Annotated in this window: 14 protein-coding genes and 1 tRNA gene; 11 read left to right on the top strand and 4 right to left on the bottom strand. The window is 63.1% G+C overall.

The window, feature by feature from the left end; all coding sequences use genetic code 11:
* Positions 1-3: 3 nt before the first annotated feature.
* From nadC to ACVWWQ_RS05405, 3 genes are all read right to left on the bottom strand, one after another.
* Entirely contained in the window at positions 4-861 is an 858-nt protein-coding gene (gene nadC / locus ACVWWQ_RS05415) for a carboxylating nicotinate-nucleotide diphosphorylase (protein ID WP_133951041.1), read from the bottom strand.
* Complete coding sequence (locus ACVWWQ_RS05410) at positions 858-3,158, bottom strand: DUF1631 domain-containing protein (protein ID WP_133951039.1); 2,301 nt, start codon at positions 3,156-3,158, stop codon at positions 858-860. The genes nadC and ACVWWQ_RS05410 overlap by 4 nt, the downstream gene beginning before the upstream one ends.
* A 118-nt stretch (positions 3,159-3,276) precedes the next feature.
* Positions 3,277-3,546, bottom strand: coding sequence for a Trm112 family protein (locus tag ACVWWQ_RS05405; protein WP_099654205.1), 270 nt, complete (start codon positions 3,544-3,546; stop codon positions 3,277-3,279).
* A gap of 64 nt (positions 3,547-3,610) precedes the next feature.
* Between ACVWWQ_RS05405 and purE the strand changes: the two genes are divergently transcribed.
* From purE to ACVWWQ_RS05390, 3 genes are all read left to right on the top strand, one after another.
* Entirely contained in the window at positions 3,611-4,114 is a 504-nt protein-coding gene (purE, locus tag ACVWWQ_RS05400; RefSeq protein ID WP_099654206.1) for a 5-(carboxyamino)imidazole ribonucleotide mutase, read from the top strand.
* Complete coding sequence (locus ACVWWQ_RS05395) at positions 4,111-5,265, top strand: 5-(carboxyamino)imidazole ribonucleotide synthase (RefSeq protein WP_099654207.1); 1,155 nt, start codon at positions 4,111-4,113, stop codon at positions 5,263-5,265. The genes purE and ACVWWQ_RS05395 overlap by 4 nt, the downstream gene beginning before the upstream one ends.
* Before the next feature lie 183 nt (positions 5,266-5,448).
* Positions 5,449-6,951, top strand: coding sequence for a SulP family inorganic anion transporter (locus ACVWWQ_RS05390; RefSeq protein WP_133951037.1), 1,503 nt, complete (start codon positions 5,449-5,451; stop codon positions 6,949-6,951).
* Positions 6,952-7,032: 81 nt separating this feature from the next.
* Here the strand turns inward: ACVWWQ_RS05390 and ACVWWQ_RS05385 are convergent, their stop codons facing one another.
* Positions 7,033-7,611, bottom strand: coding sequence for a Fe-Mn family superoxide dismutase (locus ACVWWQ_RS05385; RefSeq protein ID WP_133951035.1), 579 nt, complete (start codon positions 7,609-7,611; stop codon positions 7,033-7,035).
* Positions 7,612-7,723: 112 nt separating this feature from the next.
* Here ACVWWQ_RS05385 and grxD point away from each other — a divergent pair, with 112 nt between their 5' ends.
* From grxD to nirK, 8 genes are all read left to right on the top strand, one after another.
* On the top strand, positions 7,724-8,047 hold the full coding sequence (gene grxD / locus ACVWWQ_RS05380) for a Grx4 family monothiol glutaredoxin (protein WP_099654210.1): 324 nt from the start codon (positions 7,724-7,726) through the stop codon (positions 8,045-8,047).
* Positions 8,044-8,814 carry an SDR family NAD(P)-dependent oxidoreductase gene (locus ACVWWQ_RS05375; RefSeq protein ID WP_133951033.1) on the top strand — a complete coding sequence of 257 codons (771 nt, stop codon included), beginning with the start codon at positions 8,044-8,046 and terminating at the stop codon, positions 8,812-8,814. Before grxD ends, ACVWWQ_RS05375 begins: the two co-directional genes overlap by 4 nt.
* A gap of 88 nt (positions 8,815-8,902) precedes the next feature.
* Positions 8,903-9,502, top strand: coding sequence for a YhgN family NAAT transporter (locus ACVWWQ_RS05370; RefSeq protein ID WP_099654296.1), 600 nt, complete (start codon positions 8,903-8,905; stop codon positions 9,500-9,502).
* Between the two features lie 600 nt (positions 9,503-10,102).
* Complete coding sequence (locus ACVWWQ_RS05365) at positions 10,103-13,435, top strand: TonB-dependent receptor (protein ID WP_133951031.1); 3,333 nt, start codon at positions 10,103-10,105, stop codon at positions 13,433-13,435.
* Between the two features lie 128 nt (positions 13,436-13,563).
* Complete coding sequence (gene ppnN, locus ACVWWQ_RS05360; RefSeq protein ID WP_099654213.1) at positions 13,564-14,964, top strand: nucleotide 5'-monophosphate nucleosidase PpnN; 1,401 nt, start codon at positions 13,564-13,566, stop codon at positions 14,962-14,964.
* 69 nt (positions 14,965-15,033) lie between these two features.
* Positions 15,034-15,110, top strand: a tRNA-Asn gene (locus ACVWWQ_RS05355).
* A 216-nt stretch (positions 15,111-15,326) separates the two neighbouring features.
* Positions 15,327-16,088, top strand: coding sequence for a helix-turn-helix domain-containing protein (locus tag ACVWWQ_RS05350; RefSeq protein ID WP_099654263.1), 762 nt, complete (start codon positions 15,327-15,329; stop codon positions 16,086-16,088).
* Positions 16,089-16,213: 125 nt separating this feature from the next.
* Positions 16,214-17,731: a copper-containing nitrite reductase gene (gene nirK, locus ACVWWQ_RS05345; RefSeq protein ID WP_457383320.1), complete on the top strand. Its 1,518-nt coding sequence runs from the start codon at positions 16,214-16,216 to the stop codon at positions 17,729-17,731.
* The last annotated feature ends 27 nt before the right edge of the window (positions 17,732-17,758 follow it).

The raw sequence follows: 17,758 nt of genomic DNA, 5'->3' as shown, positions 1-17,758 counted from the left end.
GGATCAGCTCAGCCGCAGACGCAGGGAGAGGTCGACCGCGTGCACGTGTTTGGTCAGGGCGCCGACCGAGATGAAATCAACGCCGGTACGAGCGAACTCGCCGATCGTGTCGAGGTCGACATTGCCCGATACTTCCAGCGCCACCCGGCCGGCATTGCGACGCACGGCCTCCTGCATGTCCGCCAGCGTGAAATTGTCCAGCATGACGCGGTCCACGCCGGCCAGAAACGCTTGCTCCAGCTCCGCGAGATTCTCCACCTCGATCTCGAGCAGCAGCTTGGGATGCGACTGCCGGGCCGCGGCGACGGCGGCAGCAATGCTGCCAGCGGCGATGATGTGATTTTCCTTGATCAGGATGGCGTCGAACAGGCCCATGCGATGGTTGTGGCCACCGCCGCAGGTCACCGCGTACTTCTGCGCGACGCGCAAACCGGGAATCGTCTTGCGGGTGTCCAGCACCCGCGCGCGGGTGCCAGCCACCGCTTCAACGTAGCGTGCGGTCAGCGTGGCGGTGGCGGAAAGGAGTTGGAGGAAATTCAGCGCTGAACGCTCGGCGGTGACCAGCGACCGGGCATCTCCGGACAACCGGCAGATCACGCTGCCCGGCGCCACGCGATCTCCGTCGCGTGCCTGCCAGTCGATCCGCACTGCGGGATCCATTCGTCGAAAGCAGTCGTCGAACCATGCCGTGCCAGCGAGCACCGCCGCGTCGCGACAAGTCAGTTCCGCATGGGCCCGGGCGTCGACGGGAAGCAGGTCCGCCGTCGCGTCGCCCGAGCCGAGGTCTTCGGCGAGGGCGCGTTCAACATCCAGGGAGATCTGATTGGAGGAGGGCGGTGTCAGTGATGCGGTGAGTGTCATTCGCTGGGCGTTTCTGCAGAGGTTGGTTTGCCGGGCTGGCTCAGTTTGCCGACGATCGCACTCATCGCGCGGTCGAACAGCGCGTTGGCCGCCAGGACGCGGGCCTGACCTTCCGTCATCAAGATGGTCAACTCCTGCGGCGAATAGTCGGCGACCTTCAGTCCGCGCCGATTGACGAACAGGTAACGACCGCTCATCGGGCTGATCCAGGAAAGTTTCGCGCGCGTCATCGCTTCGTCGGACAGGCAGAACTCGAGCCAGGTACCGGGCTGGAGTGCCAGTACCTGATTCCATTCCGGGCTGTCCATCGGAACTTCGGCAACTTCTTCCTCAGGATCTTCTTCCTGCGGAATCTTGCTTTCGACGACCGGCTGGATGCTGTCGGGAATGGCCAGCATCGCGGCGTCTTCCTCGATGGTGACGACCTCGGACGGCCCGAGGGTTTCACCCAGTCGCTGGCGATAATAAGTATGCAGTTGCGCCAGCAGCCGCTCCACGTCCTGCTCCTGGAAGGCCACGTTGGCCAGGCCAAGGCGCAGCGATCGCTCGATGCCGGGCAACATGTCCCGCAACAGCTGGCGACCGTCGGCGTCATCGGGTGTGCGGGTGCTGGCGATGAACTCGTCGACGAAGCGCAGGGCGCTCCTGAATGCCGGGGACTCTTCACCCTCGCGCAACAGCGTCAGCACGAGATGATTGGCCCACGCGCGTGCCAGCACGCCATGTACCAGCGGCGGCAGCTTGTTCGGGCCGATGCGATCAAGGATTTCTCGGGCGGCGCGGTGGCGTGCCTGCTCGAGTTTTTCGCGACCGCGGGTGGATTCGGCCACGCGTTGCTCGGCCAGTTCGGAGCGCCGCTTGTTCACGTCCTGGAACTGCTGCAAATCGATCAGCAGCCGCTCGAAGATGCCCATGTCGTCGTCGAAGTCATGCAGCAACTGGTCGACGATCCACTTCACCTTGTCGTGCAGGCGCTGATCGCGGTCGGACTCTTCGGACCAGCCCTTGGCCTGTTCGGCGAGGCAATCCAGCAGTCGCCGCGCCGGATGCTGGCGATGCGCGAACAGTTTGCGGTCCAGGATCGCCGCCTTGAGGTAGGGAATCTGCAGCCGCGCCAGCATCACCTGCATCGCGGCGGGCAGGTTGCGGTCTTCGAGGATGAATTCGAACAGCATGCCGACCAGGTCGATGGTGTCCTCATCGATCGTGGCGACGTGGCTGGGCTTTTCGCCACGCAGCGCACCAAGCTGGGTCATCAGATGGCTTTTCAGCTGCACCACTTCGCGGCTCAGTTCAGCGGCGTCGTCCGGCTGCGCATGTGGCAGCGGACCGGCGCTGGCGATCTGGCTCTGCAGGACGCTCAGTGCGCCAAGCAATTCGTTTGCCGAAGGCAGCGGACCGTTCGAGGCGGGCAGATTTGCCCCGCCGATGCCGCCGCGGGCGTGCGGACGCCGCGCGCTGAACAAGGCGTGCAAGGTCTGCAACAGGTCGCTGGGTATCTCGCCTCCCTCTTCGCCGGCCGCGCCGGCGGCGCCCGTGGCGGGGTCCGCCCCGGCCTGACCGGCAACTCCGCTCGACCGGGCTCCGCCGGTACGCAGAATCTCGTGTCGAAGCTGCGGCAAAACCCCGGCTCTAACCAGCTCGGTGTTGATGTCCTGATACAACTCTTCCAGAGCGGACAGCACGTAGCGATCAAACAGCTTGTAGATGATCAGCTTGACGCGCATGTCTGCGCTGAGTTCGTGCAATGCCTGGCGGAAGGACTGCGCCAGGATCGCCGGACCCACCGGGTTGGCCGCGTCATCGACCTTGTGGCCGCCGCAGATCACCGACAAGCGCTGGTTGACCGAGAACAGGTCGCGCGAGAGGCGTGATTCGTTCTTGCCGATCATGCTTGTGATGGCCAGCGATTCCTCGAGTTCGTTGTCCGCCACCAGCGAGAGTTCGACGCCACCCAGCGAGCTCGGGATGGCGGCGGTCGGCGTCTTCGGCGGATGTGCCAGCTCGACGATGCTGCGACTCACGGCGCCCAGAAAATTGCGCTCGACCGTCGGTCGGCGCTTGCGTACTTCGCGCATGCCGTCAAAGTAGTGCATCTGGGTGGCGTTGTTCTCTGCCTTCTCGGCCAGGTCGAACAGGGCATCATCGACGTGTTCGAAGGCATTGCCGACCCATTGCTGCAAACGCTTGTTGGCGATGTCCCTTACCGCGCTCAGCAATTCGCCCACGCGCTCGCTGGCCGGATCCATGCGCTGGCTCAGGCTGACGACTCGTGACGGATCGGTGGCTTCATTCATCGCCAACCCCCTGGAACATGGCGTGCGCCCTGACCCACAACGGGCCGCGCAGGTGTTGACGATAAGCCATACGACGCCTCCGTGTCATGCGCGGACGCGTGTTTCAGGCCCGCGGATCTCAGGCTGCGGGAAAGTCCGGCAGTTGGAGCGTGCCGATGCCTTCCTCCGGCAGCATCACCGGGATACCGTCCTCGACACGATAGATCACCTTGCTGTCCGTGGTGATCAGGCCTTCGCCGACTCGTTCGCGCACGGCCACGCCAGCGACCGTGTCGACCTTGCCGGCACCGATGCCGTCGTTGAGCGCGTCGAGTTCACGCTTCGTCAGCGGGCGCACAGGGGTTTTGCTGACCGGGCAGCACAGAATATCTAGCAGGCGCTTGTCCATGAGTGACTTGGGTGTGCCGGGCTGGGGAAAGCCCGTACAATAGCCGTTTTTGGGCATTCCGGCCATGACAGGAACAAGCATGCAGCCACGCGTTGGCGTCGTGATGGGCTCGCGTTCGGACTGGGAAACCATGCAGCACGCGGTCGATGTGCTGACCGAGTTGGGCGTGGCCCACGAGGTCAAGGTGGTCTCCGCGCATCGTACGCCTGACCTCTTGTTCAGCTACGCGGAACAGGCGACCGAGCGCGGCATCCAGGTGGTTATCGCCGGCGCGGGCGGCGCTGCGCATCTGCCCGGCATGCTGGCGGCCAAGACCCGCCTGCCGGTGTTCGGCGTGCCGGTGCAGTCTAAGGCGCTCAATGGCATGGATTCACTGCTGTCGATCGCGCAGATGCCCGCAGGCATCCCGGTAGGCACGCTGGCGATTGGTCGCGCTGGCGCCGTGAATGCCGCCTTGCTGGCTGCCGCGGTGCTCGCCTTGCATGACCCTGCGCTGGCGACGGCGCTGGAAGGCTGGCGGCAGCGCCAGACCGATGCCGTACTGGAACAGCCGGATCCACGCCAATGAGCGAACGACAGCAGCCCGTACTGGGCATACTCGGTGGTGGCCAGCTGGCGCGCATGCTGGCGTTGGCGGCAGCGCCGCTGGGCGTGAAATCACTGGTGGTCGACAGTTCGGCCGATGCGTGCGCCGGGCAGGTCGCGCCGCTGGTGGTGTCCGATTGGACCGATTACGCCGCGCTGGAAAAATTCGCTGCGCAGGTCGACGTGGTGACCTTCGATTTCGAGAACGTCCCGGCGGCAACTGCGCGCTGGCTGGCCGAACGCGTCGCGGTATTTCCGGCGCCGCAGGCCTTGGCCGTGGCGCAGGATCGGCTGGCGGAGAAGACCTTGTTCCGTGAATGCGGCTTGGCCACGCCGGACTTCGAGACGGTGGACACGCGCGAGCAGCTCGATCACGCACTGCTCAAGGTCGGCGTGCCGGCGATCCTGAAAACCCGTCGGCTCGGCTATGACGGCAAGGGCCAGTTCCGCTTGCGCGATGCCGCCGATGCGGACGCGGCATGGGCTGCGCTTGGCGCCCAGGCCTCCGCCCATGGGCTGATTCTGGAGGCCTTCGTGCCGTTCGAACGCGAGTTGTCGGTGATCGCGGTGCGCGGTCGCGATGGCGAATTCCGTACCTGGCCGCTGACCCGCAACTGGCATGTCGATGGCGTGTTGTCGATGAGTCTGGCGCCGGCGCCGGCTATCGATCAGCTGCAGGGGCGCGCCACTGCGTTGGCCCGGACACTGGCCGAACGGCTGGATTACGTCGGCGTGTTCGCGCTGGAACTGTTCGTCAAGGATGGTGAGTTGCTTGGCAACGAAATGGCGCCACGGGTGCACAACTCCGGTCACTGGACCATCGAGGGCTCCTACGCCAGCCAGTTCGAGAACCATGTGCGCGCGGTGCTTGGTCTGCCATTGGGCGATACCGGTGCACGCGGGTTGTCGGCGATGCTGAACTGGATCGGCGAGCTGCCCGAACCGAACGGCGTGTTGATGACGCCCGACGCGCATTGGCACGACTACGGCAAGCAGTCGCGTCCGGGACGCAAGGTCGGCCACGCCACCGTGTGCGCCGCCACGCCGGCCATGCTGGCTACGCGGCTGACTGACCTCGCGGGCACGCTGGCTCGTCAAACCCAGGTGCAACCGACCGTCGACGCGTTGTCATAAGCCCCGGTTACATCATTCGCGCGGCATAACCCGGCCCAGTCATCTGCTGCCGGCTGACACCTGTCTGCCGGTCTCGTCGGTGGCGTTTCCGCCACCCGATGTCGTGCGCAGCGCGAGCCAATACTTGTGCTGCGGCCTTGGGCAACCTCCGTCGCGGTCCATCCACCATTCCGGGAAATTCCGATGTCTCTGTCGCTCGCCCAGGCGAAGAACAACACGTTGTCTGGTCTCACCGTGGCGTTCGCGCTGGTGCCTGAGGCGATTGCCTTTGCGGTGATCGCCCACGTCAATCCGCTGACGGGCTTGTATGCGGCCTTCATGATGTGTCTGATCACGGCCGTGCTCGGTGGCCGGCCCGGCATGATCTCCGGTGCCACCGGCGCGATCGCGGTGGTGATCGTGGCGCTGGTGGTGCAGCACGGCGTGCAATACCTGTTCGCCGCCGTGGTGCTGATGGGCTTGCTGCAGTTGCTGTTCGGCGTGCTGCGGCTGGGCAAGTTCATCCGCATGGTGCCCCACCCGGTGATGCTGGGCTTCGTCAATGGTCTGGCAATCGTGATCTTTCTGGCCCAGATGCCACATTTCCAGCAACACGGCGCATGGATTGCCGGCCGCGCGCTGTGGGTCATGCTGGGCCTGGTCGCGCTGGCCATCGCCATCATCTACCTGCTGCCGCGCCTGACCAGGGCCGTGCCATCGGCGCTGATGGCGATTCTGGCGGTGGCCTTGCTGACCAACATCTTCGGCATCGATACCCGCACGGTTGGCGACCTGGCGTCGATCAAGGGCGGCTTGCCCAGCTTTCATCTTCCCGATGTACCGTGGAATTTCGACACGCTGCGCGTCGTGTTTCCGTATGCGCTGATCATGGCCATGGTCGGCCTGATCGAGTCGTTGCTGACGCTGAACCTGATCGACGAGATGACCGATACCCGCGGCAAACCCAATCGCGAATGCCTGGCGCAGGGCACCGCGAACGTGGTGACCGGGCTGTTCGGCGGCATGGGCGGCTGCGCGATGATCGGGCAAAGCATGATCAACGTTGGCGCCGGCGCCACGCATCGCTTGTCCGGCGTCGTCGCCGGTCTGGGCCTGCTCAGTTTCATCCTGTTCGGCTCGGCGCTGATCGAGCGGATTCCGCTGGCGGCGCTGGTGGGGGTGATGTTCGTGGTCTCGGCCAAGACCTTCGCCTGGGGCAGCGTGCGCGTGCTGGGCAAGGTGCCGCGTGCCGACGCGCTGGTGATCGTGGCCGTCACGGTGGTGACCATCTTCACCGACCTGGCGGTGGCGGTGGTATTGGGTGTGGTGATCTCGGCGCTGGTGTTTGCCTGGCAGCACGCCAGCCAGATCGAGGTGGACGCGCGCGTCGATGCCCAGGGCAGGCGCATCTACGCGTTGAAGGGCTCGTTGTTTTTCGCCTCGACCCGCAATTTCCAGAACCTGTTCCATCCCAAGGATGACCCGGGGCAGGTGATCGTGGATTTCGGCCAGGCCAAAGTCATGGATCACTCGGCCATCGAGGCCATCGATACTCTGGTCGAGCGCTACCAGAAACTGGGCAAGCGGCTGCATCTTCGCCATTTGAGCCCCGATTGCGCCGAGTTGCTGCGGAAGGCTGGAGGCATGGTCGAATCGAACGCGGCCGAGGACCCGCACTATCACCTGGCGGATGATCGGCTCGGCTGACGACCTCTTTGGCCGACTTGAGCAGACATAAAAAAGCGGAGCCGGCGAGGGCTCCGCTTTTCATTTTCAGATGCCGTGGATTCAGGCGAGATTCTTCGCCGCGAATTCCCAGTTCACCAGATTCCAGAACGCCTCCAGATATTTCGGACGGGCGTTGCGGTAGTCGATGTAATACGCGTGTTCCCACACATCGGCGGTGAACAGCGGCTTGTCGCTGCCGGTGATCGGAGTGGCGGCGTTGGAGGTGTTGACGATGCCGAGCGAGCCATCCTGACGCTGCACCAGCCAGGTCCAGCCCGAGCCGAAATTGCCGGCGGCCGACTTGCTGAATTCTTCCTTGAACTTGTCGACCGAGCCGAATGCCTTGTTGATCGCGTCGGCGAGCTTGCCGCTCGGTTCGCCGCCGCCCTTCGGGCTCATCGAGTTCCAGTAGAACGTGTGGTTCCAGACCTGCGCGGCGTTGTTGAACACGCCACCAGAGGACTTGCGGATGATGTCTTCCAGCGGGGCATCGGCAAACTCGGTGCCCTCGATCATCTTGTTGAGATTCGTCACATAGGCCTGATGATGCTTGCCGTAATGGAAGTCCAGCGTTTCGGCAGAGATGTGCGGTTCCAGTGCGTTCTTTTCGTACGGAAGCGGGGGAAGTTCAATCGCCATGGTGAGGCTCCTTTGCGTTGGCTGGGGAAAATGGTCGGCGCGGCAGACGGCAGCCGACGGCCGACTGATACAATAGCGCTCTGCCTGCATTGTAAAGATGAATCACCACGCTATGGACATCAACGAGCAAATCAGGGCGCTACTGGCCACGCATCCCATCGTGCTTTTCATGAAGGGCACGCCGGAGTATCCGATGTGCGGGTTCTCCGCCCGTGCCGCCCAGGCGTTGACTGAAGCGGGCGCCGTGTTCAAGACGGTCAACGTGCTGGAGGATCCGCGCATCCGCGCCGCCTTGCCGCATTTTTCCAACTGGCCCACGTTTCCCCAGTTGTTCATCCAGGGCGAGTTGATCGGCGGATGCGACATCATTGAAGAATTGAAGGCGGCCGGTGAACTCTCGCGCATGGCCAGTGATGTGGCCGGGGTCGCACCGTGACCGCGCTGCCTTTCGCGCGTCTGCCCGACGAATGGCAACCGGCCAACGACACTTTGGCCGGTCGCGTGGTGCTGGTCACCGGTGCCTATGGCGGCCTGGGCGGCGCGGTGTCGCGGGCGGCTTCTCGTGCCGGCGCCACCGTGGTCATCACCGGCAAGCGCAAGCGCCAGCTCGAACAGCTTTACGATGCTATGCTCGCTGAAGGGCTTGCCGAACCGGTGATCCATCCGCTGGACATGGAAGTGGCCACGCCGAAGGATTATGCCGCGCTGGCCGACGGGCTGGAGCGCGACTTCGGACGCCTCGACGGCATCGTGCATGCGGCCGTCAGCTTTGGCGGGCTCACGCCGATCACGATGCACAAGCCCGATGCCTGGCTGCGCGCGATGCATGTCAACGTCAATGCGCCATTCGCGCTGACCCAGGCCTGCCTGCCGCTGCTCACCCAGTCGGAAGACAGTGCGGTGGTGTTCGTTCTGGACAATCCCGAGTTGCTGCAACGCGCCCATTGGGGCGGCTATGGGGCATCGAAGGCAGCATTGGAGCGCTTTGTGGCGATCCTGCACGAGGAAACCGACACCAGTCCGCTGCGTGTCCACGCGCTGCTGCCGGCGCCGATGCGCACGGCGCTGCGCCAGTTGGCGTACTTTGGTGAAGATGTCCTGCAGCGGCCGTTGCCGGACGCCGCAGCGGCTGCCGCGATCCACCTGCTCAGTGCGCAGGGATCGGCGGCGCGTGGCGCGATACTGGATTTGCGGGTCGACTGACCGGCACAAGACATGGTCGGCCTGCGGGCCGGGCTGACCCTGGGCGCGGCAAGCGTCCATCAAGCATGGAGTTGAAATGGAAGCGCAGATGACCACCTTGTCCGCGGGCATCCTGCTTTTCCTGATCATGGATCCGCTGGGCAATATCCCGTTGTTCCTCAGCCTGCTGAAGGATGTGCCGCCGAAGCGTCGTCGCCACGTCATGGTGCGCGAGCTGCTGATCGCGCTGGGCGTGCTGCTGGCATTCCTGTTCGGCGGCCAGTACATCCTGCACTTGCTGCAGCTCAAGCAGGAATCCATCAGCATCGCTGGCGGTATCGTGCTGTTCCTGATCGGCATCCGCATGGTGTTCCCGCCGGCCGATGGCAGCGGCATCTTCGGCAAATCCGGTGGCGGCGAGCCATTCATCGTGCCGATGGCGATACCCGGTGTGGCCGGTCCCTCGGCAATGGCTGCGTTGCTGCTGTTGACCAATACCCAGCCTGGCCGCACCGCTGACTGGACCATCGCGCTGCTGCTGGCGTGGCTGGCCAGTTCGCTGATCCTGCTCAGCGCCACCTATCTGTTCCGCTGGCTGGGCGAAAGCGTGCTCACCGCGTTGGAGCGGGTGATGGGCATGCTGCTGATCGCACTTTCGGTGCAGATGTTCATGGCGGGCGTGGCGTCGTTCCTGCGCGCAGCCAGCTGAGCCAGCCACACCTCATCCCGCGCACTTCCCGGTGTTGGCTGCTGTGCCAGAGATAGTTGCCGTCGCGCTTTGTCGGCGGTTCCGCCGCGGTCGTGCAGGTGCATGTCCCCTCGTCAGGCTCGGTAGCGCCCAAGTCCTGAAGGCCCCGCAAGGCTGCCCGTGAAAGCTTGCGGCGCCGAATCTTGCGGTGACCCGGGTCCGTCAAGTGTGCGCAGCGCCCCGATATGCAGATGCCATTCGGTATAGGCAGGAATGGGAATGTAGTGCACCATGGCATGGTTGCCGACGCGGGGGCGTCTTGCAACTGACTGATTCACAAAGATTCGCTTGGGGTTTTTGGAAGTGATGGTTGAGTGTTGGTGACGTGTAAATGTTACAAAAATGTCATACAATGCCGTTACAATCATTTAACAAAGCCGCGAGCGATGAGTTCCGTGGCGTGTCGTAGTTCTTGCGGTCCAGGGTGTGGTTGGGGCCGCCAAAAAAATCAAATCGGGGTTGCAGATGTGTCGCGGTTGCCTGGCATTCGTCGGGCAAAGTCACGTTTTTGACCTTCAAACCAAAGTTTCTTTTCGTTGCGAGCCTGAGGGTCGATCAAGAATGAATAGCCGAATTCGCACCAAACTCCTGCCGTTTGCCATTGCTTCGCTGCTGGCGGCATCGGTGCCTGCCGTTGCGCAAGACACCTCCTCCGCGATCAGTGGTCGCGTGGTCGACGCCAGTGGTCAGCCCGTGGCAGGCGCCACCGTCCAGATCGTGCATGAGCCGTCGGGTACCACCAAGATCACCACCACGGGTCCTGATGGTCGCTATTCGTCGCAGGGTCTGCGCGTGGGCGGCCCGTTCGACGTGACGGTCTCCAAGGCCGGCATGGCTCAGGCGGAGCAGGACAATGTCTACCTGCAGCTGGCTCAAGAGTCGGCGATCAACCTCACCATGGGTGGCGCCAGTGAAAAGACGGCCACCAACCTCGGTGGCGTGACGGTCTCGGCCAGCTCGCTGGCTCAGACTTTTTCCGCTGACAACAAGGGCATCTCGACCAACGTGTCGGCCCGTGAAATCGAAGCCACGCCGACGCCTGATCGTTCGATCCAGAACATCGTGCGTCTGGATCCGCGCATCGTGGTCACCGACCGCGCCGCCGGTTCGTTCTCGGCCATTGGCCAGAACAGTCGCTACAACAACATCACGGTGGACTCGGTCAGCGCCAATGACCCGTTCGGCCTGAATGCGAACGGCCTGCCGACTCTCGGTACGCCGATTTCGCAGGACACGATCGAGGAATACAACATTTCCACCGCAAACTACGACGTGGCTGTTCGCCGCGGCGTGGGTGCCACGGTCAATGCGGTGACCAAGAGCGGTACCAACGATTTCCACGGTTCGGTCTACTACGTGTTCCAGAACCAGAACATGATCGGCAAGAACGAGAATGACGCGGAATTCACCGGCTTCGATCGCCAGTGGACCGGCGGCGCCACCGTGGGTGGCCCGATCATCAAGGACAAGTTGTTCTTCTTCGTTTCGGCCGAAAAGAGCAAGCAGATCGGTTCGGGCAGCCCGTATGGTCCGGAAGGCAGCGGCGCCAGCGTGATCGTGAACGGGCTCACCCCGGACATGGTCCAGCAGGTGCGCGATATTGCCGCCAGCAAATACGGCATCACCGACATCGGCTCCGTCGGTGGTGGCAACACCGATCTGGAAGACAAGCGCTACCTGGGCAAGATCGACTGGAACATCAGCGACAGCCATCGTGCCAGCTTCACCTTCGCCCAGACCAAGGAAAGCAAGCCGACCATCGGCGGCAGCAGCAGCAAGCTGGTGCTTTCCAGTGGCTGGTACAACTCGGACACCAAGAACACCAGCTACGCGCTGCATTTCTACGATGACTGGTCCGATTCGTTCTCGACCGACACGACCATTTCGTACGCGAAGTTCCACAAGGGCAGCAACCCGGTGGCCGGTGGTGACCTGCCGGATATCACCGTGTATCCCGTCGGTTACGCCAACGGTGCGCAGGTGGAGTTCGGTACCAACTATTCCTACCAGGCCAACATCCTGGACGTGAAGACGCTGAATGCGGCTTGGGCGGGCACCTATTACGCCGGGGACCACACCATCAAGGGTGGCTTCGACTACGAGCGGGATACCGCCTACAACCTGTTTCTGCAGAACTATTTCGGCAGCTACACGTTTGAGGATCTGAACGGTCTGAGCGGCCTGGAGAACTTTGCGAAGGGTGACTACTACCAGTATCGCTACAGCCGCCCGACCAGCGGCAACCTGGCCGATGCCGCAGCCAATTTCCAGCTCAAGCAGTGGGGCATCTTCCTGCAGGATACCTGGCAGGTCACCAACAACCTGTCGGTGCAGTACGGCGTCCGCGTGGACATCCCGTTGATGAGTGACCAGCCCGCCTACAATCCGCTGTTTGCGGCGGCGCCGATTGCTGCTACCTATGACCCGGCCGCGCATACCGGCACGGCGGCGAAAGGTGGCTTCGGTCGTACCAATCAGACCACCATCAACGGCAACCGCGTGGTCCAGCCGCGCTTGTCGTTCAACTACAATTTCGATACCGAACATTTGACCCAGTTGCGCGGCGGCGCGGGCCTGTTCATCTCCAATCCGCCCGGCGTGTGGATCGGCAATATCTTCTCCAACTCCGGTGCGACGCAGACGCAGTTCAACTGCGGCCCGACGCAGAAGGCCCCGTGCAACGTCAACCTGCCGCCGTTCAGTACCGATGCGCACAACCAGCAGGACGGCGTGGTCGGATCCGGTCAGCAGACGGTCAACACCATTTCGCCGGGTTTCCGCATTCCAAGTGTGTGGAAGTTCAGTGTGGGCATGGACAAGGAGCTGCCGTGGTGGGGCCTGATCGCCACGGCCGACTATCAGCACATCAAGGTGCGTGACGGTATCTGGTATCAGAACCTCAACGTTGGCGCGCCGACCGGTGTGCTGCCGGATGGCCGTTTCACCTATTACAAGAACCCCAATCTGGATCCGCGCGCCAAGGGTCAAACGGCACGCTATCTTGCGAACGGCGGATTCTCTGACGGCACCATCAACCTGGCCAACACCAGCCGTGGCAGCGCCGATAGCTTGTCGTTGTCGTTGAAGAAGCCGTTCTCGACCGAGTGGTCGGGCATGGTGGGCTTCACCTGGAGTCGCGCGACGGAAGTGAATCCGGGTACCAGCAGCGTTGCCCGTTCCAACTACGTCAACAATTACGTCTACAACCCGAACGAGAACGAGGCGAGCACGTCGAACTACTCGATTCCGCGCCGCGTGATCGCGGGCCTCAATTGGCAGCATCGCTTCTTCGGCGATTACGCGACCAGCGCCAGCTTGTTCTATGACGGCCACAATGCATCGCCGTACAGCTGGACCTTCGGCAACGACGCCAATGGTGACGGCATCAGCAACGACCTCGTCTTCATTCCGAAGCCGGGCCAGGTGTCGTTCCGTCAGGGGACCGATCCGGCGCTGATCCAGCAGTTCTACGATTACATCAAGTCGAATGACTACCTGAAGGATCATCAGGGCGGTGTCGCCGGGCGCAACGGTGATCGTGCAGGCTGGCTCAACCAGATTGACCTGAGCTTCAGTCAGGAAATTCCTGGCTTGTTCAAGGGCAACAAGGGTCTGGTCAAGCTCGACGTCTACAACTTCACCAACCTGCTGAACAAGCATTGGGGTATCGAGAAGCGCGCCAACTTCCCGGGCTACCGCAACCTGGCTGACTTCTACGGTGTGGATGCGGACGGCAAGTACATCTACGACATCAGCTGCGGTGGTGCCGCGAGCTGCAGCAACTACATCGACAAGAACGGTCACTACGACCCGCAGCAGATCCCGACCTCGACCTATCCGAGCGATCTGGCTCAGCGTTGGGCGGTGCAGTTGACGGTGAAGTACACGTTCTGATGCGGAATGTGGTCTGAAACACAACCGGCGCCCGCGAGGGCGCCGGTTTTTTTATGCTTGACCATATCGTGGTTTGAGCAGGAAGCTTACGGGTCGGCCGCGATGAAGCGGTCAGGAGAAATGATTGAATGAATGACACTTACAACGGCGCGCCCGCCAGAACCGGCGTCGTGAGCGCTCGCATTTCGCCGATCGGCGGGCTGGACGTGCTGTCGCGCAATGAAGTGGCGCGCCTGCGCGGCGCCAGTGGTTCCGGACTGCACGCGTTGCTGCGGCGCTGCGCGCTGGCGGTGCTGACGTCCGGCAACATCAGCGATGATCCGCGGGCGATTCTCGAGCAGTATCCGGATTTCGACATCCAGGTGCTGCAACAGGATCGCGGCATGAAAATCGAGCTGACCAATGCGCCGGCGCAGGCCTTCGTGGATGGCCAGATCATCCGCGGCATCAACGAGCTGCTGGTGGCCGTGGTGCGCGACATCGTCTACGTGTCGACCCAGCTGGAGCAGGTCGGCTTCGATCTGGAGGAGTCCGCGGGGCTGACCCAGGGCGTGTTCGAGATCCTGCGCAATGCGCGTATCCTCAAGCCGCAGGTGGATCCCAATCTGGTGGTGTGCTGGGGCGGACACTCGATCTCGCGCGAGGAATACGACTACACCAAGGATGTGGGTTACCAGCTCGGCCTGCGCGGGTTGGACATCTGCACCGGCTGCGGTCCGGGCGCGATGAAGGGGCCGATGAAGGGCGCCACCATCTCCCATGCCAAACAGCGGCGCCGGCACAATCGCTACATCGGCATCACCGAGCCGGGCATCATCGCGGCCGAATCCCCGAACCCGATCGTCAACCACCTGGTGATCATGCCGGACATCGAGAAGCGGCTGGAGGCCTTCGTTCGCCTGGGCCACGGCATCATCGTGTTCCCCGGCGGTGTCGGTACGGCCGAGGAAATCCTGTACCTGCTCGGCATCCTGCTGCATCCGGACAACGCCGGCACGCCGTTCCCGCTGATCTTCACCGGACCGCGCCAATCCGCCGCCTATTTCGAGCAGATTGACCGCTTCCTGCGGCTCAGCCTGGGCGACGAGGTGGCGCAGCACTACCAGATCATCGTGGATGATCCCCAGGCCGTGGCGCGCACCATGATCAAGGGTCTGGACAAGGTCCGCCACAACCGGCTCGATACCAAGGACGCGTTCTTCTTCAACTGGGCGCTGCAGATTCCGCTGGAATTCCAGCAGCCGTTCCGGCCCACTCACGAGGCCATGCGTGCGTTGCAGATCCGTCACGGACGCCCGCTGCACGAGCTGGCGGCGGACTTGCGGCGAGCGTTTTCCGGCATCGTCGCCGGTAACGTGAAGGAGGAGGGCGTGCAGGCGATCGAGAAGAATGGACCTTTCGATATCGACGGAGATGCCGACATCATGAAGGCCCTGGACAAGCTGTTGCAGGCTTTTGTGGCGCAGCATCGAATGAAGCTTCCCGGCGGTACCGCCTACGAGCCATGCTATCGAGTGCTCGGCGCGTAAAAAAATCGGTGGCGAACCGGCCTGACGGCTTGACAGGTCGCCACCTGCTCAGCAAACTACGCAGCTCACGCCCGAATAGCTCAGCTGGTTAGAGCACTTGACTGTTAATCAGGGGGTCGTTGGTTCGAGTCCAACTTCGGGCGCCAAATGCAAACAAGGGTCGGCAGACATGCCGACCCTTGTTTTTTTTGTGGCGGAAAAGGCGGCGGCCAGGATGGTGGTGCGACGACATGACTCGTTCACGTCGCCACCGGGTTCGTTGTCATTGCGTATCATCGCGGTACACCACCGAGGGGTGACGTGCCGGCTGCATCCGGCGTCTGTGCCGCCCGGTCTGATTCGCGCGACTTCCAGGGTCTCCCATGCGCCGCAACAATCCGGCAGGCCGCCTGCCCGAGCCACCCAATCCGATTTCCGACGATGGCGACGAGACCCATTTCTGTCGCACCTGTGCGTTTTCCGGCGCCTGCATCGCCGAAGGCTACGGCAAGCCCGAGTTGCTTGAATTGCACTGCCTGGTGGAGCACGTCGGACCATTCCACGCCGGTGAGCACGTCTTCCGTACCGGTGATCCGTTTCGTTCGATCTTCGCAGTGCGCGCTGGCACGGTGAAGACCAGCATGGTCGACGCCGATGGGCACGAACAGGTGCTGGGCTTCTATCTGCCCGGCGAAGTGATCGGCCTCAATGCGATCTACCCGGACCAGTTTCCCTGCGATGCGGTGGCGCTGGACACCGCGTATTTCTGCCGCTTCTCGTTCCCCGCGATGAGCGCGCTGGCCACGCGCATGCCGGCGGTGCAGCAGCGCCTGTTCAGCCTGATCAGCAAGGAGCTGGGCATGGCCACGCTGCTGGCGGGTGATCACAACGCCGACATGCGCATGGCCGCGTTTCTGATTGACCTTGCCGCGCGCTACGAGGAGCGAGGCTTTTCCGGGACGCGCTTCCACCTGAGCATGTCGCGCGGCGACATCGCGAACTACCTGCGATTGGCGGCCGAGACGGTGAGTCGCGTGCTCAGCCGTTTCCGCCAGCAGGCATTGATCGAGCTGGAAGGTCGCGAATTGCTGTTGCGCGACCCCGAACGCCTGCGTCAGCTCGGCAGGAATCTGCTTCCGCGCTGACTGTTTTGGCGGCAACTGTGGCGGCTTGACGCAGCGATCGTTTTCCAGCGGCAAAGATGACTTGCGTCAAGCGCGGCTCGCCGCGCCTCCCTACGATTTCATCCAGAAACCACAGGGAGAAACCCATGTCACGTTCGTTGTTGTTCGTTCTTGCTGCGGCGAGTGCGTTGACGCTTGCCGGGTGTTCGGGCAAGTCGTCTTCGGTCTCGCCGGTAGGGGATGCTGCGGCCAGCCCGGCCGCCATCGCCGCCACCCACGGCGACTTCGGTCCGCCCCAGGGCGAGCCGATCCACGCCGTGTTGACCAGTCCGCCGCACGTACCGCCACCGATCCATCGCAATCATCCGGCGAAGGTGATCGTCGAGCTGGAAGTGATCGAGAAGGAGATGCCGATCTCCGAGGGCGTCAGCTACACCTTCTGGACCTTCGGCGGCACCGTGCCGGGCAGCTTCATCCGCGTGCGCCAGGGCGACACGGTGGAGTTCCACCTGAAGAACGCGCCGGACAGCAAGATGCCGCACAACATCGACCTGCACGGCGTGACCGGTCCGGGCGGCGGCGCGGCGTCCAGCTTCACCGCGCCGGGACACGAGTCGCAGTTCACCTTCAAGGCGCTCAATCAGGGCATCTTCGTCTATCACTGCGCCACCGCACCGGTGGGCATGCACATCGCCAACGGCATGTATGGGCTGATCCTGGTCGAGCCACCGGAGGGCCTCTCCCCGGTCGACCACGAGTATTACGTGATGCAGGGCGACTTCTACACCACCGGCAAGTACCGCCAGAAAGGCCTGCAGCCGTTCGACATGGAAAAGGCGATCGACGAGCACCCGACCTATGTGCTGTTCAACGGCAAGGAAGGCGCACTCACCGGTGACAATGCCCTGACCGCCAAGACCAACGAGACGGTGCGGATGTTCGTCGGCAACGGCGGCCCGAACCTGGTCTCGAGCTTCCACGTGATCGGCGAGATCTTCGACAAGGTGCAGCCCGAAGGCGGCACGGTGGCCCAGCACAACGTGCAGACCACGCTGATCCCGTCCGGCGGCGCGGCGACGGTGGAATTCCACACCGACGTGCCGGGCAGCTACGTGCTGGTGGATCACTCGATCTTCCGCGCGTTCAACAAGGGTGCGCTGGGCATCCTCAAGGTGGACGGTCCGGAAGACAAGTCGATCTACTCGGGCAAGGAAGTGGACGCGGTGTATCTGGGTGATCGCTCGGAACCCAATCTGAAAGCCGTCACCACGGCGGCGACGGCGCATGCCGCCGGCACGCTGACCAAGGCCGAGCAGATCGCCGCGGGCAAGCAGCTGTTCACCGGCACCTGTTCGGTCTGCCATCAGGCGAATGGTGAGGGCCTGGCCAACGTGTTCCCGCCGCTGGCCAAGTCGGACTTCCTGGCGGCCGATCCGAAGCGGGCGATGACCATCGTGACCCACGGCCTGACCGGCAAGATCACGGTCAACGGCCACGAGTACGATTCGGTGATGCCGCCGATGAGTCAGCTCAATGACGACGAGGTGGCGAACATCCTGACCTACGTGTTGAACAGCTGGGACAACCCGGGTGGCCAGATCACCAAGGAAGAGGTGGCCAAGGCGCGCGCCGAGGCAGTTCCACCAGCGCCTGCCGGGCACTGATCGCCGTCGTTGCAGGAATCCGTATGG

The sequence above is a fragment of the Rhodanobacter sp. TND4EL1 genome (assembly GCF_054061035.1).
This window is presented reverse-complemented; position numbering and strand designations above follow the sequence as displayed.